At 72.3% G+C, this 17,298-nt stretch carries 14 protein-coding genes; 6 read left to right on the top strand and 8 right to left on the bottom strand.

Annotated features, from left to right (window positions below; translation table 11 throughout):
- The 3 genes from ABZ215_RS35370 to ABZ215_RS35360 are packed head-to-tail and all read right to left on the bottom strand — an operon-like array spanning position 1 to position 4,954.
- Positions 1 to 1,353 carry a glucosyltransferase gene (locus tag ABZ215_RS35370; protein WP_354954729.1) on the bottom strand — a complete coding sequence of 451 codons (1,353 nt, stop codon included), beginning with the start codon at positions 1,351 to 1,353 and terminating at the stop codon, positions 1 to 3.
- Positions 1,350 to 2,345, bottom strand: a complete 996-nt coding sequence (locus ABZ215_RS35365; protein ID WP_354954727.1) for a class I SAM-dependent methyltransferase — start codon at positions 2,343 to 2,345, stop codon at positions 1,350 to 1,352. Before ABZ215_RS35365 ends, ABZ215_RS35370 begins: the two co-directional genes overlap by 4 nt.
- Positions 2,342 to 4,954 (bottom strand): HAD family hydrolase, encoded by a 2,613-nt coding sequence (locus ABZ215_RS35360; protein ID WP_354954725.1) that lies wholly within the window; start codon positions 4,952 to 4,954, stop codon positions 2,342 to 2,344. The genes ABZ215_RS35365 and ABZ215_RS35360 overlap by 4 nt, the downstream gene beginning before the upstream one ends.
- A gap of 143 nt (positions 4,955 to 5,097) precedes the next feature.
- Between ABZ215_RS35360 and ABZ215_RS35355 the strand changes: the two genes are divergently transcribed.
- Positions 5,098 to 6,831 (top strand): GMC family oxidoreductase, encoded by a 1,734-nt coding sequence (locus ABZ215_RS35355; protein WP_354954723.1) that lies wholly within the window; start codon positions 5,098 to 5,100, stop codon positions 6,829 to 6,831.
- On the opposite strand, the gene ABZ215_RS35350 is transcribed toward ABZ215_RS35355, so the two are convergent.
- A complete protein-coding gene (locus ABZ215_RS35350) occupies positions 6,803 to 8,248 on the bottom strand; it encodes an aldehyde dehydrogenase family protein (protein WP_354954721.1) in 1,446 nt (481 codons plus the stop codon). The genes ABZ215_RS35355 and ABZ215_RS35350 overlap by 29 nt on opposite strands.
- Before the next feature lie 79 nt (positions 8,249 to 8,327).
- A complete protein-coding gene (locus ABZ215_RS35345; RefSeq protein WP_020420049.1) occupies positions 8,328 to 8,717 on the bottom strand; it encodes a hypothetical protein in 390 nt (129 codons plus the stop codon).
- Positions 8,718 to 9,207: 490 nt separating this feature from the next.
- Here ABZ215_RS35345 and guaA point away from each other — a divergent pair, with 490 nt between their 5' ends.
- Both guaA and ABZ215_RS35335 read left to right on the top strand, forming a co-directional pair.
- Entirely contained in the window at positions 9,208 to 10,767 is a 1,560-nt protein-coding gene (guaA, locus tag ABZ215_RS35340) for a glutamine-hydrolyzing GMP synthase (RefSeq protein ID WP_354954719.1), read from the top strand.
- Positions 10,768 to 10,790: 23 nt separating this feature from the next.
- A complete protein-coding gene (locus tag ABZ215_RS35335; RefSeq protein WP_354954717.1) occupies positions 10,791 to 11,555 on the top strand; it encodes a GIDE domain-containing protein in 765 nt (254 codons plus the stop codon).
- A gap of 56 nt (positions 11,556 to 11,611) precedes the next feature.
- On the opposite strand, the gene ABZ215_RS35330 is transcribed toward ABZ215_RS35335, so the two are convergent.
- Together ABZ215_RS35330 and ABZ215_RS35325 are read right to left on the bottom strand one after the other, a co-directional pair.
- The gene (locus ABZ215_RS35330) at positions 11,612 to 11,851 is read right to left on the bottom strand and encodes a hypothetical protein (RefSeq protein ID WP_020420052.1); all 240 of its coding nucleotides are present in this window, start codon (positions 11,849 to 11,851) and stop codon (positions 11,612 to 11,614) included.
- Positions 11,844 to 13,106 carry a PspC domain-containing protein gene (locus ABZ215_RS35325; RefSeq protein ID WP_020420053.1) on the bottom strand — a complete coding sequence of 421 codons (1,263 nt, stop codon included), beginning with the start codon at positions 13,104 to 13,106 and terminating at the stop codon, positions 11,844 to 11,846. The genes ABZ215_RS35330 and ABZ215_RS35325 overlap by 8 nt, the downstream gene beginning before the upstream one ends.
- 113 nt (positions 13,107 to 13,219) lie before the next feature.
- Here ABZ215_RS35325 and ABZ215_RS35320 point away from each other — a divergent pair, with 113 nt between their 5' ends.
- Both ABZ215_RS35320 and ABZ215_RS35315 read left to right on the top strand, forming a co-directional pair.
- Positions 13,220 to 14,569 (top strand): ATP-binding protein, encoded by a 1,350-nt coding sequence (locus tag ABZ215_RS35320; protein ID WP_020420054.1) that lies wholly within the window; start codon positions 13,220 to 13,222, stop codon positions 14,567 to 14,569.
- Positions 14,566 to 15,240 carry a response regulator transcription factor gene (locus ABZ215_RS35315; protein ID WP_020420055.1) on the top strand — a complete coding sequence of 225 codons (675 nt, stop codon included), beginning with the start codon at positions 14,566 to 14,568 and terminating at the stop codon, positions 15,238 to 15,240. The genes ABZ215_RS35320 and ABZ215_RS35315 overlap by 4 nt, the downstream gene beginning before the upstream one ends.
- Here ABZ215_RS35315 and ABZ215_RS35310 read toward each other — a convergent pair.
- Positions 15,198 to 16,118 carry a DMT family transporter gene (locus ABZ215_RS35310; RefSeq protein ID WP_354954715.1) on the bottom strand — a complete coding sequence of 307 codons (921 nt, stop codon included), beginning with the start codon at positions 16,116 to 16,118 and terminating at the stop codon, positions 15,198 to 15,200. The genes ABZ215_RS35315 and ABZ215_RS35310 overlap by 43 nt on opposite strands.
- Before the next feature lie 83 nt (positions 16,119 to 16,201).
- Here ABZ215_RS35310 and ABZ215_RS35305 point away from each other — a divergent pair, with 83 nt between their 5' ends.
- Positions 16,202 to 17,104, top strand: a complete 903-nt coding sequence (locus tag ABZ215_RS35305; protein WP_020420057.1) for a LysR family transcriptional regulator — start codon at positions 16,202 to 16,204, stop codon at positions 17,102 to 17,104.
- Positions 17,105 to 17,298 lie beyond the last annotated feature (194 nt).

Here is a 17,298-nt window from a genome sequence, read left to right as displayed (position 1 = left end):
TCAGCCCCGCAACTCCGCGCACGGCGCCACCACCGCGAACAGCAGCGGCTCGCCGGGCGGCGGCACCGGCGCGACGACGATCGTGACCTCGTCGGGGCCGGGGACGATCGGCACGGCGTAGCGGCCGTCCTCCTCGGCCACCAGCGGCACCGGCTGCGGGGGACGGACGGGCGCCGCGCACGCGGCCCGCGCCTCGGCCACCGAAGCACGCCACGACGGACCGCCCGTGCGCACGCTCGAAGCCGCCCAGTCGCTCAGCACCTGCACGCCGAGGAACACCGCGACCGCCCCGCCGACCACCGTTCGCGGCCGCAGCCGGTCCAGCAGCGCCGCCACCGCGACCCACAACAACAGCAGCGGCACGATCGTGTAGCGCGACCCGTTCAGCGAGAACTCCGCGCGCTCCAGGAACCCGCCCGTGCCGCGCAACCCGACCGGCACCACCAGGTACGCCACCGAGCACACCAGACCGACCGCCGCGACCTGCCGCGCCACCCGATCGGCGCGCCACAGCAGCACACCCGCCACCACCGCCGCCACCGCACCGACGACAGCGACCAGCACCAGCCCGGCCCACTGGTACACCGGGCCCAGCAACCGGTCCCCGGTCAGCGCGCTCAGCAGCACCCGCAGCCCGTAGATCGACGGCAGCTCGCCCAGCACCGTCTCGCTCGCCCGGTACCCGGCCGCGCGGGTCAGGTGCACCCAGCCCTGCACGGCCAGCGCCACCAGCATCACCGCGGGTGCGACGCACGCGAGCAGCCGCCGCGGCGACCGCACGATCCCGACGATCGCGGCCGGCAGCACGAGCGCGGTCAGCGGATCGGACAGTGCCGCGAGCGCCACCACCGCGGCCGAACCCACCTGCCCGGCCACCGACCGCGGTGGCGCGAGCAGCACCCAGAACGCCGCGTAGGCCAGGTACCAGTGCAGGTCGTTGACCGCCGCGTTCACCTCGAACCCGGCCTGCGGCAGCAGCGGCACGATCGCCGTCACCAGCACCCGTGCCCACGCCGACCGCAGAATCCGTCCACTGTGGAACCACACCAGCAGCGAGATCGACGCGACCACCAGCGCCGCTCCCGTGGCCAGCACGGCCGCCGCCCACGCCAGCGGCAGCGCCGCGACCGGCTCCACCACCAGCTTCGCGACCACCTGCAGGTACCCGGCGTGCGGCGTGACCAGGTTGTGCCACAAGGAATGCCGCATCGCCTGGTTCAGGAAGACGCCGCCGTCCTCCGCCCACACCACGTCGTAGGCACGCAGCCCGGGCCCCCGCATGAGCTGCAGCCAGGTCGCCGCCAGCACCCAGGCCACGCTCGCCGCGACCGTCGCGGTGCGGGTCCGGTTCACTGGCGTCGCAGGACGCGGTCGGCCAGCGTCGCGGGACGCTCGTCGAGCTGCGCCCGCAGCCGTTCGTTCTGCCTGCGCAGCTCGTCGGCCTCGGCACGCAGGTCCGCGGCCTCTGTCGCGAGCCGGTCGAGCTCACGCCGCTGGCCGGCGATCGTCTCCGCCATCGCGTCCGCGTTCTCCGCGTGCGCCACCGCGTCGAACTGCAGCTGCAGCAACCGGGTGTAGAGGGCGATGCGGTTGTTCTCCAAGGTGTAGAGGAGCCGCGAGTCGCGGTACGGCCGCAGCGCGTCGAGCAGCGCCTCGTCCCGGGTCACCACGCCGACGCCGAAGATCGCCGGGATGATCGCGAGCTGCCAGCCCTCGGTCAGCGCGTCCTCGACCGCGGTGAGCACGCCGTTGCGCTCACCGCCCGCCTCCTGCGCGCACGTGAACGCCCCGAGGCCGACGAAACCGGCTCGGGTCAGCTCGTCGTGCCACACGGTCGGACCCTCCGAACTGGACGGATGCCGGTCCTCGGGGCGCAGCCGGGACGGCAGGTAGTACTGGTCTCGCCGCGAGCACGGCCACAGCACGTCGTGCAGCACCGTGACCGCGTCCGGCGCGTTCGCCAGCACCCAGGCCAGCTCGGCGCGCACGGTCGCGTAGTTGTGGTCGCCGTCCAGGACGTAGAGGTCCGCGACAGGGAGGTCGGGCAGCACGTCCGGCGAGCGCTCCTCGACCAGGTGCAGCGCCGGGTTCCCGGCGATCGCCGCGCGCAGCGACTCGGTCGGGGCCGGGTCGACGCAGTACACCGCGCGGGCGCCGAGTTCGGTGTAGATGCCGCTGACCTGCCCGGACTCGACGCCGACCTCGACCACCGTGGAGATCGGGCGGTGCGCGTAGACGACCTCGAAGACCTCCCGGAAGCAGGACAGCGAGTGCAGCAGCAGGGGCGTCTGGCGGGCCGCGCGTGCCTGGGCGTGCGGGTCGGTGCGGGTGCCGTAGTCGTTCACTTGCCGCTCCGCAGCTGCCGTACGGCGATGCGCGCCGCCGACGTGGCCAGGCCGACCGGTCCGTGCGTGCGGATCTCCTCGCGCACCCGGCTGCGCATCCGGGTCAGCCGGGGCGCTGACGGCGGGTGGGCGCCGAGCCCGGTCCGGGACTTCGGCAGCACCGCGAACGCGATCGTCACCTGCCCGGACGTCACCGGCGCACCGAAGCGGGCGGCGACCGGGAACCACACCGCGCCCTCGTCGGCCTCGAACTCGAACAGGGTGCCGCCCAGCCACCGGCACGCGGCGTGGATCAGCCCGGCGAAGTCGGCGGGGTGTTCCCAGCGCTCGACCCGCGGCACGCTCTGACCGGGCACGATCGCCTTGACCTCGACCCAGTCGATCCGCACCAGCGCGGGCCGCCCCGGCACCGCGAGAGCCACGTCGGTGACGTCGGCGGAGCGGAAGTCCAGGCGTGCGAACGAAAGCCCGTTGTGGTTGATCCGCACCCGGCGGCGCGGGCCGTCGTGCCATTCGCCGTCGCCGGTGCGGAAGCTCAGCCGGGTCTCGGCCGGATCGTCGGACGGCTCGAACAGGTCCGCGTCCACCTGTCTTTCCGCCAGCGCGCGGGCGCCCGCGGCCAGCCGGGTGTCCGATGCCGCGACCAGGGCCGGCCAGAACGCGTCGCGCATCTCCAGATCGGCCAGGTCGGCGGGAGAGAGGTAGGGGATCGCGGGCAGCAGGTCCTCCGGCACGACCCGGGTGATCAGCGCGGACCCGAAGTTGTCCTCGTGCGCCCAGTTGCCGAACACCGCGGCTTCGGCGGCCGTCGGCGCCTTCAGCGCGGACACCAGGATGTTCGCCAGCCGGTGCCGCGCGGTGCCGGTCAGGTCCGGCCAGCCGCCGTCGGCGTAGCGGTACCACTGGGCCTGGAACTCGCGGATGCCGTCCTGGACCGCGCGCCGCTGCGCCAGCTGGGCCTCGCCGTCGGAGGCCGGGCCGAGCACGGGGGAGCCGTCGTCGGCGAAGTCCAGCAGCGAGCCGCAGAAGTCGTTGACCGACTGCTCCAGCACCTCGGGGCTGCGGCTGATGGTCCGGGCGATCTCGGGCGGCTGCCCGCCCTGGCTGAGGTAGCTCTCGATGCGCAGCCCGGCCCGGTACACGCGCACCGACCGGTCGTCGGTGGCGAGGTAGAAGCCGGCCGGGCGGACGCCGGCGCCGGCCACGTCGAGCAGCCTGCCCAGGTAGTACTGGATGGTCCCGCCCCAGCCCAGGTCGACCAGCGCGGGCTCGGGCACGTCGAGCATCCCGGCCCGGCGCAGCTCGCCCAGCACGCGCTCGCGGATGCGGGTGACCGTGACGGCCAGCCGGTTGCGCAGGTGGGCGGTCTCGGTGAGCACGTCGGTGACCAGGTCGATCTCCCGGTCGTTGTCCAGGACGGTGTCCAGCGCCTCGGCCAGCGGCGGCACGTCACCGGGGCGCAGGTACAGGGCCTGCATCAGCTGGCGGACGGTGAGGCCGTGGCGCTGCTGGATGAACTGGCGCAGCGAGTCCGGGTCGGCCGGGTCGAGCGCGGCCAGCGAGGTGACGTGCCGGGACAGCCAGACCGGCCGCGCCTCGACGTTCCAGCCGCGGGCCTGCGCGGCGTTGTTGATCAGCGCGGAGAGCAGGGTGCCCTCGCGCATCGGGCACCACAGCACCGGGATCCCGGACTGGTGGGCGCGCAACGCGACCCACTCGGCGAATCCGGTCAGCACGGGGCCGAGCACCGACGCGCCGTACCGCCAGGCCGTGCGGACCGGGGTCTGGGCCGCCTGGTCCACCCGCTGGAGCGTCTTCGCGCGCAGGCTGGTGATGCCGTAGTCGCCCTGGTCGGTGTCGAGGTGCTCGCCGAGCGGGTCCTCCAGGCCGAGCGGCTCGCGCTCCCGCTCCAGCACCGCGAGGAACTCCTCGTCGAGCCGCTCGTAGTAGACGGTCCGGACGCCCAGCTCCTGCGGCACCTCGATGTCGGCGACCGCGTTGTCCCCGATGTGCACGACCTGCTCGGGGTGCACGCCGAGGTTGTCCAGGACGATCTCCCACAGCCCGGACGCCTTGTCGAGCCCGTGCTGGTGCGAGCGGAAGACCCGGGCCTCGCGCAGCGCGCCCAGCCCCGGCCGGTCGAGCAGCTCGGCGAGGTGTTCCTCGGTGAAGTAGGTGTCCGACACCAGCACCGTCGGCACGTGGTGCTTCGCGGCCAGTTCGACCAGTTCGGCGATGTCCAGGTCGGGCACCGTGAAGTCGCGCTCGCAGGTCACCTCGGCGCGGACCAGCTCGGGCAGCTCGGCGCCGAAGATCCGCAGCGGCATGTGCTGCCAGATGTCGAACAGCGACACCTCGGTGCCCAGCGCCTCCTCGCTCCGGCGCGCCCGCTGTTCGGCGACGATCCGCATGCGCCGGAACGCGGCGGGCGTGACCCAGTCCGGGCACCGGCCGTCCCGCACGAGCCGCGCCCCCAGCACGGCGAACACGTCGGTGGGCCTGGGCGTGCGCCGCCACAGGATGGTGTCGAAGACATCCAGCGACAGCACCGCGCAGGAGCCGTCGGTGATCAGCCGGCGGACCCGGGCGAGCGAAGGCGGCAACGACAAGTCATCTCCCCAGATGTGTGATGTGATTTACAACGATAATCACTCCGATGGGGGAAATACGTTACGCGCGGCGAAGAGGTTGCCCGAACTGATCGGTAACCTACTACTGGTCAGAACCCTGTGGTGGTGGTTACGCTTTACCTGTGACCACGCGTAACAGCAATGCGGCTGACTATGACGTCATCGTGGTCGGATCGGGGTTCGGCGGCAGCGTCGCCGCGCTCCGGCTGACCGAAAAGGGCTACCGGGTGGCCGTCGTCGAGGCGGGCCGCCGGTTCGCCGACGACGAGTTCGCCAAGACGTCCTGGGACCTCAAGCGCTACCTGTGGGCGCCCGCGCTCGGCTGCTTCGGCATCCAGCGCATCCACCTGCTCCGCGACGTGATGATCCTGGCCGGCGCGGGTGTCGGCGGCGGGTCGCTGGTGTACGCCAACACGCTGTACCGGCCGCTCAAGCCGTTCTACCAGGACAAGCAGTGGGCGCACATCACCGACTGGGAGTCCGAGCTCGCGCCCTACTACGACCAGGCGAGCCGGATGCTCGGGGTGGTCACGAACCCGAGCGTCACGCCGTCGGACGAGGTCATCCAGAAGGTCGCCGCCGACATGGGCGTCGCCGACAGCTACCACCCGACGCCCGTCGGGGTGTTCTTCGACAAGCCGGGCGAGCGCGTGCCGGACCCGTACTTCGGCGGGGCCGGGCCGGAGCGGACGGGCTGCACCGAATGCGGCTCGTGCATGACCGGCTGCCGCGTCGGCGCGAAGAACACGCTGGTCAAGAACTACCTCTACCTCGCCGAACAGGGCGGCGCGCAGGTCATCCCGCTCACCACGGTCACCGCCGTCCGCCCGCGCGGGGACGGCTCGTTCGAGGTCGACGTCCGCAAGACCGGCACCAGGTCGAAGCGGTTCCGCTCCACGCTCACCGCGGGCCAGGTCGTGCTCGCCGCGGGCACCTGGGGCACGCAACGGCTGCTGCACGAGATGCGCGACCAGGGCACGCTGCCCCGCCTGTCGCCGCGGCTGGGCGAGCTGACCCGCACCAACTCCGAGGCCATCATCGGCGCGGGCCGCCCCACCGTGGACCCGGAGCGGGACTTCAGCCGCGGCGTGGCGATCACGTCGTCGTTCCACCCCGACGAGTCGACGCACATCGAGCCGGTGCGCTACGGCAAGGGCAGCAACGCGATGAGCCTGCTGCAGACGATCGCGACCGACGGGTCGGTGCCGACGCCGCGCTGGCTGCAGGCGGTGCGGTTCCTGGTCAAGCACCCGGTGCAGAGCGCGAAGCTGCTCAACGGCTACCGGTGGAGCGAGCGGACCGTGATCCTGCTGGTGATGCAGAGCCTGGACAACTCGATCACCACCTACACCAGGCGGGGCCTGTTCGGGCGGCGCAAGTACACGTCCAAGCAGGGGCACGGCGAGCCGAACCCGACGTTCATCCCGGCCGGGCACCAGGCCAACGAGCTGACCGCGAAGCACATCGACGGCACCGCGGGCGGCACCTGGGGAGAGGTGTTCGACATCCCGCTCACCGCGCACTTCATCGGCGGCGCGCCGATCGGCACCAGCGCCGAGGACGGCGTGATCGACCCGTACCACCGCGTGTTCGGCTACCCCGGACTGTCCATCGTGGACGGCACGGCGATCACGGCGAACCTGGGCGTGAACCCGTCGCTGACCATCACCGCCCAGGCCGAGCGGGCGTTCTCGTTCTGGCCCAACAAGGGCGAGGCCGACAAGCGGCCGGAGCAGTCGAAGGGCTACCGGCGGATCAAGCCGGTCCCGCCGAAGAACCCGGCGGTCCCGGCCGACGCGCCGGCCGCCCTCCGACTGCCGCTGGTGTCTACAGGTCGATCCCGGCGAACACGGTGACCCGCTCCTCGGTGAGGTCGTGCATGGCGGCGAGCACGCCTTCGCGGCCCACCCCGGAGCCCTTCACACCGCCGTAGGGCATTTGGTCCGCGCGGTAGGACGGCACGTCGCCGATGATCACGCCGCCGACCTCGAGCTCGGCGGAGGCGCGGAACGCGAGGCGGACGTCGCGGGTGAAGACGCCGGCCTGCAGCCCGTAGGCGGAGGCGTTGACCGCGGCGAAGGCCTCGTCGGCGTTCTCGACCACGGACACGGCGAGGACCGGGCCGAAGATCTCCTCGGACCACGCCTTCGTCTCGGCGGGCACGCTGGTGAGCAGCGTCGGTTCGACGGTCGCGCCCTGGCGCGAGCCGCCTGCCAGCAGCTTCGCGCCCGCGGCGACGGCCTCGTCGACCCAGGCGACGATCCGCTCCGCGGCCGCCTCGTCGACGACCGGGCCGACGTCCACGCTTGAGTCGTACGGGTCGCCGGTCCGCTGCGCGGCGATCGCTTCGGCGAGCGCGGGGATGAACTCGTCGGCAACCGAGCGCTCGACGATGACGCGCTGCACCGCGATGCACGACTGGCCGGCCTGGTAGTTGCCGAAGGTCGCGATGCGCTGCGCGGCGCCGGTCAGGTCCGTCCAGTCGCCGAGCACGACCGCGGCCGCGTTGCCGCCCAGCTCCAGGACGACGTGCTTGCGTGGCGCGGCGTCGGCCAGCGACCAGCCGACCGGGCCGGAGCCGGTGAACGACACGACCGGCAGGCGCGGGTCGGCGACCAGTTTCGCGGTGTCCTCGTTGCCGAGCGGGAGGACCGAGAACGCGCCTTCCGGGAGGTCGGTCTCGGCCAGGATCTCGCCGAGGACCAGCGCGGACAGCGGGGTGCGCGGGGCGGGCTTGACGATGATCGGCGCGCCGACGGCCAGCGCGGGGGCGACCTTGTGGGCGACGAGGTTGAGCGGGAAGTTGAACGGCGCGATGCCGAGGACCGGGCCGCGGGGCACGCGGCGGACCATGGCGAGGCGGTTCTCGCCCGCGGCGTCGGTGTCCAGGCGCTGGAGGTCGCCGGAGAAGCGGCGGGCCTCCTCGGCGGCGATGCGGAAGACCGAGACCGCGCGGCGCACTTCGGCTTCCGCCCACTTCAGGGGTTTGCCGTTCTCGGCGGTGATGAGTTCGGCGAGCTCCTCGGCGCGCGCGGCGAGTTGCCTGGAGGTGTGATCGAGGGCGGCGGCCCGGACGTGGGCCGGTGTCCGGCGAAGCGCAGGCGCGACGGCGACCGCGGCGGCCACCGCACGCTCGACCTGATCCGGCCCCGGCACGGCGACGGTCGCCACGTCGCTGCCGTCGAAGGGGTGGTGCACGTCCAGGGTGGCCGTCCCCTGCTCCGCCCGGCCGGCGATCCAAGCCGGCCGCGGTTCCGGCGTGATGGTGTCCATGCCGACAAACTTAGAGCGCCGCACGAAAGGTGGTTTCACGTTCCACGCGCGCCGCGAGCATCGCCCCGATCGGGTGATCTCAGCAGGACGGGTTCTCCAGGCTGGGCCGGACGACCCAGTTGATCTCCCAGAGCCAGAAGCCCCAGGTGAGCACGGCCGCCCCGGCGAGGGCGGCCACCAGGGCGAGGCTTCGGGACGTCCATCGCCGGGTGACCCACACGAGGATCGAGCAGGCCGCGGCGGAGTAGCCAGCGAACAGGATCAGCTTCGGAACCATGATGATCAGGAGGCCCATCCCCGCTGAGGGTTCGAGGTGGTCGGCGCCGCAGGCGGTGAGGTACCAGCCCACGGCCTGTTCGCTCGCCAGGAGCCAGGCGATCCCGAGGGCGATGTGCAGCGTCCCCCAGGCCAGCCCACCCAGGCACCCGCGCAGGACGGACCGGAGGTCACTCTCGGCGGGGTCAGCCACGCCCCAAGATCGTGTGCGGCGAGCGGTGCGTTACGGAATACCCGGCGCACCACCCCTGTTGTACGAGCTGGTCGGTGCGGTCCGTGTCCCCCGGGCCTCACCTGTATCGCCGTCAGGGAACACCGGTGCGAGCCGGAGCCCTGTTCGGACCTTTCGCCGAGAGGCGACCGCCGTGCCGGCCACCCAGCTTTCCCCGCGGTTCGCAGGGGGAGCGGGGCGGGAATTCCGCAGTGCCCGCCCGTGTTGTAGCGAGTGGTCGGTGCGGTCCGTGTCCCCCGGGCCTCACCTATATCGCCGTCAGGGAACACCGGTGCGAGCCGGAGCCCTGTTCGGACCTTTCGCCGAGAGGCGACCGCCGTGCCGGCCACCCACACGTCAGACAGGCCCCGGGCCACGCGTCCGGGGCCTTCGTCGTTACCACGTCCCCGGGCGCACGTGACCCAGCCCACCTGGGACGATGGAAGACACACGTCGTCCTGATGGAGGTCCGGTGTCCAATCCGAGCGGTCCGGTGCTCGTCGTCGACTTCGGCGCGCAGTACGCGCAGCTGATCGCCCGCCGTGTCCGCGAGGCGCAGGTCTACTCCGAGGTGGTGCCGCACACCGCCACGCGCGACGAGATCCTCGCGAAGAACCCCTCGGCGATCGTCCTGTCCGGCGGCCCCGCCAGCGCCTACTCGCCGGACGCGCCGGGCATGGACCCCGAGCTCGCCAAGTCCGGCGTCCCGATCTTCGGCATCTGCTACGGCTTCCAGGTCCTCGCCCAGGCGCTCGGCGGCACCGTCGAGGCCACCGGCAACCGCGAGTACGGCCGCACCGAGGTGCACATCCCGGCCGACGGCGGCATCCTGCACCGCGAGCTGCCCGAACGGCACCAGGTGTGGATGAGCCACGGCGACAGCGTCACCAAGCCGCCGGCCGGCGCGAAGGTCACCGCGACCTCCGAGGGCGCCCCCGTCGCCGCCTACGAGAACGTCGACGACCGAATCGCCGGCGTCCAGTACCACCCCGAGGTGCTGCACTCGCCGCACGGCCAGGAGGTCCTGCGCCGCTTCCTGCACGAGATCGCGGGCATCAAGCCGCAGTGGACCACGGCCTCGATCGTCGAGGAGCAGGTCGCCCGCATCCGCGAGCAGATCGGCGACGAGGGCCGCGCGATCTGCGCCCTGTCCGGCGGGGTCGACTCCGCTGTCGCGGGCGCCTTGGTGCAGCGCGCGATCGGTGACCGCCTCACCTGCGTCTTCGTCGACCACGGCTTGCTTCGCCAGGGCGAGCGCACCCAGGTCGAGCGCGACTTCGTCGCCGCCACCGGGGTGAACCTGGTGACCGTCGACGCCCGCGAGCGCTTCCTCGACGCCCTCGCCGGCGTCACCGACCCGGAGCAGAAGCGCAAGATCATCGGCCGCGAGTTCATCCGCGTGTTCGAGCAGGCCGAGCGCGACCTCAAGGCGCAGGGCGACTACCGCTTCCTCGTCCAGGGCACCCTGTACCCGGACGTCGTCGAGTCCGGCGGCGGCACCGGCGCGGCCAACATCAAGAGCCACCACAACGTCGGCGGCCTGCCGGACGACCTGCAGTTCGAGCTGGTCGAGCCGCTGCGGCTGCTGTTCAAGGACGAGGTCCGCCGCGTCGGGCTGGAACTCGGCCTGCCGGAGACGATCGTGCACCGGCAGCCGTTCCCCGGCCCCGGCCTCGGCATCCGGATCATCGGCGAGGTCACCGCGGACCGGCTGGAGACGCTGCGCGCCGCCGACGCGATCGCCCGCGAGGAGCTGACCGCGGCCGGCCTGGACCGCGACATCTGGCAGTGCCCGGTGGTGCTGCTCGCGGACGTCCGCAGCGTCGGCGTCCAGGGCGACGGCCGCACCTACGGCCACCCCGTGGTGCTGCGCCCGGTGTCCAGCGAGGACGCCATGACGGCCGACTGGACCCGCCTGCCCTACGACGTGCTGGAGCGCATCTCCACCCGCATCACCAACGAGGTCGCCGAGGTCAACCGGGTCGTGCTGGACGTGACCAGCAAGCCGCCGGGCACCATCGAGTGGGAGTGATCCGGGACTGACCTGGGGGCGGCGTGTCGCTGGCCGGCATCGCGTTGATCGTCGTGGCGGTGTTCCTGTTCCGCCGCGCGCGCAAGGCGGGCGCGCAGATCCGGGCCATGACCGCTACGCCCACCCTCGCGGTCGCGCAACTGGAGCAGATGCGGCGGATGGTCCCGCGGCCGCGACCCGAGGGCGGGTTCCGCAAGATCACCGAGGTGATCGGCGCCGCCCAGCCGGGTGCCGGCGGACTGCTGACGTCGGAGCTCAGCAAGACCCCCTGCGTCTGGTACAGCTACCGCGTCCGGCGGCGCTATTGGTTCCGCAGCGGCAAGTGGCACCACCGCAAGCGCTGGGAAACGGTTGCCGAAGGGCAGGCGCCGTCGAGCTTCGTGCTCGTCGATCCGCAGCGCCGCCCGATCGAGCTGGTCGCGGACGGCGCCCGGCCGGAGGCCGTGGAAAAGCCGGTCGATTCCTACCAGACCGATTTCCGGGCCGAGACGGTCGAGTTCCTCGGCCTCCAGTGGCCGCGGGGCCGGGGCACCCTCGGCTTCCACTACGAGGAGTGGATCATCCGGCCCGGCACCTGGCTCTACGTCCTCGGTGAAGCGCGCGACGTGACGGGCTCGCTGGTCATCAGGAAGCCGGAGGACGGCAGCGATTTCATCATCGCCGCGAAACCGGAGGGCGAGCTGCGTGCGGGCCGGGGCCGTCGCCACCGCCTGCTCGGAGCCGCCGCCTGCGCGCTGGTCCTGGCCGGCCTCGCCCTGATCGTGACCGAATTCTGGATCATGGCTTGAAAAAAGGGAGCCGCGGAAACATCCGCGGCTCCCTTTTGGCCTGGCAACTCCCGGCGTCAGTCCCGCCGGCCTCCCCGCATCGACGCGCCCAGCATCAGCACCCCGACGAGCACCGCGCCGCCTGCGAGCACCCACTTCAGGTCGAAGGAGGGCAGCCACGAGGCGCCGTCGGACAGGACGTAGGCCGACACCAGCAGCGTCGCGATGCCGAGGATCAGCGTGACGACGTCCACCCCGCGCCGCCGCTCCGGCGGCGCCGGCGTCTCCGTGTCGTGGGCGTAGGGGTTCTCAGCCACGGCGCACCTCCAAGCTCCCGACGCCCTGGTCGGCCTTCAGCGTCAGCTGCAGCCCGCCCGGACCGTCGATCCCGTAGTCCACCCCGGTGATCGGGGCGATCCCGACCCCGTTGGTCTCGCGGCCGAAGCAGCTCACGTCACCGGCCTGCGACTCGCAGGAGTACGTGACGTCCGCCGTCGCCGGCACGCGGATCGTCGTGTCGCCCGCGCCGAGGTGCACCTCGGTCGTCACCGGCACGTCCGCGGGCAGCCTGGTCAGGTCCAGGTCCATCGTCCCGGCCGTGCGCTGGTAGCTCGGCAGCACCTCGGCCGCGCTCGTCGGCGTGGCCCGCAGGTCGCCCAGCCCGCCGGAGTAGTCGGCGACGGGGACCGTGGTGAGCGCGACGCCCGCGATCGACAGCGGCACCGCCAGCACGGCCAGCTTGCGGCCGCCACCGGCGAACGCGCCGGCCACCATCCCGACGCCCAGCACCCCGAGCACCAGCCCGATGACGTGCTGCGGCGAGAACCACGCCTCACCGGACGAACCGATGGCCGCGCCGATCCCGGCGACCAGCAGCGCGATGCCGAAGGTCGCGACACCGATCTTGCTCGTCCGCCGCGGCGCGCGCGGCGGTGGCGGCGGGGCTGGGGCCGGAGGCGGAACCGGGTCCGGCAGGTCCCATGCCATCGGGTCCGCGCCAAGCGGGTCCCACCCGGACTCGGCCCGCTCGGTGGTGCCCGGCGCGCTCATCGAGAACGCGGCGGGTCCGACCTCGGTGGCCACGCGGGTCACCGGCACCGGCCGGTTGACGTGCCCGCGGCCGCGGTGCAGCAGGTACAGCGCGGTGACCATCATCGCCGCGCCGATGATGCCGCCCCCGTCGAACCAGCCGCCGGCGAACGCCCAGCTGGACAGCGGGAAGAACAGGATGGCCAGCACGATCGTCATGTGCTTGGACATCGAGCTGCGGCCCTGGCCGAACAGCGACTCGATGGGCGACACCTCGTCGCCCTCGGCCGGGAACAGCAGCCAGCACAGCAGGTACAGCGAAGCGCCGACGCCGCCGAACACGGTCGCCGTCACGAACGCCACCCGCACGATCACCGGGTCGATGCCGTACCGGTTGCCGATGGCCGCCGCGACGCCGCCGATCTTGCCGCCCTTGGCGGGACGGCGCGGCCGGCTGGCCCAGAAGTCCTTCACGGTCTCCTCGAAACCGCCCAGGCCTTGCGGTTTCGGAGCCTCTGCCGTGTCGTTCATGGTGCCCAGCATGCGGCAGCGGCCCCGCGCGCACATCGGGGAACGACCCTGAGTTTGCGACGGCCGCGATCCCCGGGGTTTTCCCCGATGAATCGTGGTTGCGGCCGTGTGACCATGGCAGAACCATGGATCACGTGCAGGAGAAGCCGCGCACCGAGACCGGCATGCCGCTCCCGCGCCCACCGGGCGAGGGAGCGGTCGTGCCTGCCGCCGGGAGCGCGCTGGCGGAGGTCGACGAGCGGCCCAAGATGTATCGGCGCCGGTCGAGCCGGGTCGTGGCGGGTGTCGCCTCGGGCCTGGCCGACCACCTCGGCATCAAGGTGCTGTGGGTGCGCGCCACGTTCGCCATCCTGGCCGCGTTCGGCGGGGCCGGGCTGGTGGCCTACGGGCTGCTGTGGGTGTTCGTGCCGCAGCGGCGCCGCGAGGAGACCGAGACGCCGGCCACGCCGCGGGAGAAGCAGCAGGCCATCGGTCTGCTCATCCTGGGCGTCGGGCTGCTGGTCGCGGGCGGGGCGATCACCGGCGCGATCAACGGGTGGGTCGCGGTACCGCTGGCGCTGGCCCTGGTCGGCGCCGCGGTCGTGTGGCGGGAGGCCGACGAGTCGCAGCGCCGCCGCTGGCGGGACGGCGCGCGGTCCGGCGTCGCGGGCATGGTGCTCGGCGGCGGCGGGTGGTCGGCCGCGATCCGGATCCTCGCCGGTGTCGCGCTGGTGATCACCGGCATCGGGGTCGTCGTGCTGCGCAGCGGGTCGCTCGACCAGGTGCAGTTCGCGCTGCTCGCGGTGCTCGCGACGCTGGTCGGGGTGGCGGTGCTGACCGTGCCGTTCTGGCTGCGGATGGGCCGCGACCTGGGGGAGGAGCGCCGGGCCCGCATCCGCACTGAGGAGCGCGCGGAGATCGCCGCGCACCTGCACGACTCGGTGCTGCAGACCCTGGCGCTGATCCAGAAGCAGTCGGAGTCGCCCAAGGAGGTCGCGCGGCTGGCCCGCAGCCAGGAACGCGAGCTGCGCGGCTGGCTCTACGGCCCGTCCGGTTACGGGACGCCGGAGAAGAAGGGCGAGGACCGCTCGGTGGCGTTCTCCCAGGCGATCGCAAACGCTTGCGGCGAGGTCGAGGACACCTTCGCGATCTCGGTGTCGCAGGTCGTGGTGGGCGAGGCGCAGCTGGACGACCGGCTCACCGCGCTGGTCTTGGCGGCCCGCGAGGCGATGGTCAACGCGGCCAAGCACGCGGGGGTCGACGAGGTGAGCGTCTACGCCGAGGTCGAGCCCACGGCGGTCACCGTGTTCGTGCGGGACCGGGGCAAGGGCTTCGACCCGGAGACCGTGTCGGAGGACCGGCATGGCCTCGCCGACTCGATCCGGGGGAGGATGGAGCGCAACGGCGGCACGGTACGGCTGCGCACGGCGCCGGGGGATGGGACCGAAGTGCAGCTGGAGATGCCGGTGAAAGCCGATTCTGGAGGGACGCGTTGAGCGAGACACCGCAGCCGAAGGCCCCGATCAGCGTGTTCCTGGTCGATGACCACGCGTTGTTCCGGGCCGGGGTGCGCACCGAACTGGACTCGATCACCGACGAGGTGCGGGTGGTCGGCGAGGCGGGTTCGGTCGCCGAGGCGGTCGCTGGCATCGCCCGGACGAAGCCGCAGGTCGTGCTGCTCGACGTGCACATGCCGGACGGTGGTGGCGCCGAGGTGCTCCGCCGGGTCCGCACCGACCTGCCGGACGTCGTGTTCCTGGCGCTGTCGGTGTCCGACGCGGCCGAGGACGTCATCGCGGTCATCCGCGCCGGCGCCCGCGGGTACGTCACCAAGACCATCTCGTCCAAGGAGCTGGTGCGGGCCATCGCGCGGGTCGCCGAGGGCGACGCCGTGTTCTCGCCGCGGCTGGCCGGGTTCGTGCTGGACGCGTTCGCCGACCGCCCGGGCTCGGCGCCGATCAGCGACCCCGAGCTGGACCTGCTGACCCCGCGCGAGCGGGACGTGCTGCGCCTGCTCGCGCGGGGTTACGCCTACAAGGAGATCGCGTCGGAGCTGTTCATCTCGGTGAAGACGGTCGAGACGCACGTGTCCAGCGTCCTGCGCAAGACCCAGCTGTCCAACCGCTACGAGCTCTCGCGCTGGGCCTCGGACCGCAGGCTGGTCTGAACCAGCACCCGGCGCCGCACGCGGGTCAGGGCGACACCGGCGAGCACGACGGCGACCCCGGCGAGGATCCGCGGGTTGAGGTCCTCGCCGAGGAAGACCGCGCCGAGCGCCAGTGACACGACGGGCATCAGGTAGCCGACAGTGGAGGCGGCGACCGCGCCTTCGGTCGCGAGCAGCCGGTAGCTCAGCGCGAACGCGACGCCGGTGGAGAACACCCCGAGGATCACCACGGCGATCACCGGACCCGCGGACAGGTGCACCGGCGTGGTGCCACCGGCGGGCATCGCGAGCAGCGTGAACCCGGTCGCCGCGGTCATCTGCGCGCCCGCCAGCGCAACCGGCGACGAGCCGGTGCCGGACAGGTGCTTGCCCTCGTAGACGAAGACGAACCCGTAGCTCACCGCGGCGGCGACGCAGGCCAGCGCACCCCAGCTGAGCAGGCTGGATTCCTGCCACGGCGCGAAGATCAGCACGGTGCCGGCGAGCCCGGCGAACAGCCCGGCGAGCTTCGGCGGGTCGAGCCGCCGCTCGACGCCCATCAGCACGGCCATGAGCAGCGTCCACAGCGGGGTGGTCGCGTTCAGCACGCCGGTGACGCCCGAGCTGACGGTCTGCTCGCCGACCGCGAACAGCAGGAACGGCAGCGCGTTGTGGAACAGCGCGGCGACGAGCAGGTGCTTCCAGATCCGCCGTCCGGCAGGGAGGCGGTCGCGGGCGGCGTAGCAGAGCCCGATGAGGACGGCGCTGCCCAGGACGGTGCGGATGAGCACGATCTGGACCGGCGTGAACGCCTGCAGCCCGATCTTGATCCACAGGAAGCTCGATCCCCACATGAGTGCCAGCGCGGCCAGGCGCAGCAAGGTTTTCGTTTCGGCCACGGCCTTCACGATCGCGCCGGTGATCTGTAAGGACAAGCGAAAATCCCTACACGCTGCTGTTAGCAGAACTGTATTCTCGGGGCATGCTCGACGTCCGCCGGTTGCAGGTGCTGCGGGCCGTGGTGTCCAGCGGGTCGATCAGCGCGGCCGCGCGGAACCTCGGCTACACCCCGTCCGCAATCAGCCAGCAGTTGTCCACTTTGGAGCGAGAGACCGGCACGGCGCTGCTGGAGCGGGTCGGCCGCGGGGTGCGGCCCACGCCCGCGGGCGCGTTGTTGTCGCAGCACGCCGAGGTCGTGTTCGCGCAGTTGTCCAAGGCCGAGTCCGAGCTGGCCGACCTGAAGGCGGGCCGCACGGGCCGCCTGGCGATCCGCTATTTCGCGACGGCAGGCGCGTCGCTGGTGCCGCCCGCGGTGGCGGCCATCCGCCGCGACTACCCCGGCGTGCAGCTGGACCTGCGGCTGCTGGAGCCTGGTGAGGCGCTGCCGCAGGTGGAAAACGGGGACGCCGACGTGGCGATCGTGGTGTTCTCGGGCTCGTACTCGAAGCCGGGTGTCGAGCTGTGCCACCTGTTCGACGACCCGTACCGCGTGGCGCTGCCGAAGAGCCACCCGCTGGCCCGCAAGCGGGTCGTGGACCTGGGCGACCTGGCCGACGAGCCGTGGATCAGCAACGAGGGCGTGCCCGGCCCCTGCCGGGACGTGCTCATGGCCGCCTGCGGGGCCGCCGGTTTCGTGCCGAACTTCGTGATGGAGTGCGAGGACTACGCCACGGCGCAGGGCTTCGTCGCGGCCGGCCTCGGCATCAGCCTGGTCCCGGTGCTGGGCCTGGGCGCACCCCAGCCCGGCGCGGTGATCCGCCGGATCCGCAACCCGGAACCGATCCGCCCGATCCACGCCGCCGTGGCCACCCGGTCACGCGACCAGCCCGCGGTCCGCCACCTGCTGGAGGTCCTCAAGGACATCAAGAACGACGTCGCCGCATAAAGCCCCACCAGCACGACCGCCACCCGGCAACGCAAGCTGCTCACCTCACGAGCCACCCCTCTCCCGCAACCCGATCCCCAGCCAAATCGGTTGCCGAGCCACCGGGTCAAGGCACGCTTTCCCGCCTTGACGCGGTGTCTCGGCAACCGAACACTGAAAGATCGGGTTCGGGAGGGCTCAATCGGGGCGTAGCG

Origin of the sequence: Amycolatopsis sp. NPDC006131, assembly GCF_040614175.1 — a bacterium.
GTDB lineage: Bacteria > Actinomycetota > Actinomycetes > Mycobacteriales > Pseudonocardiaceae > Amycolatopsis_E > Amycolatopsis_E tucumanensis.
This window is presented reverse-complemented; position numbering and strand designations above follow the sequence as displayed.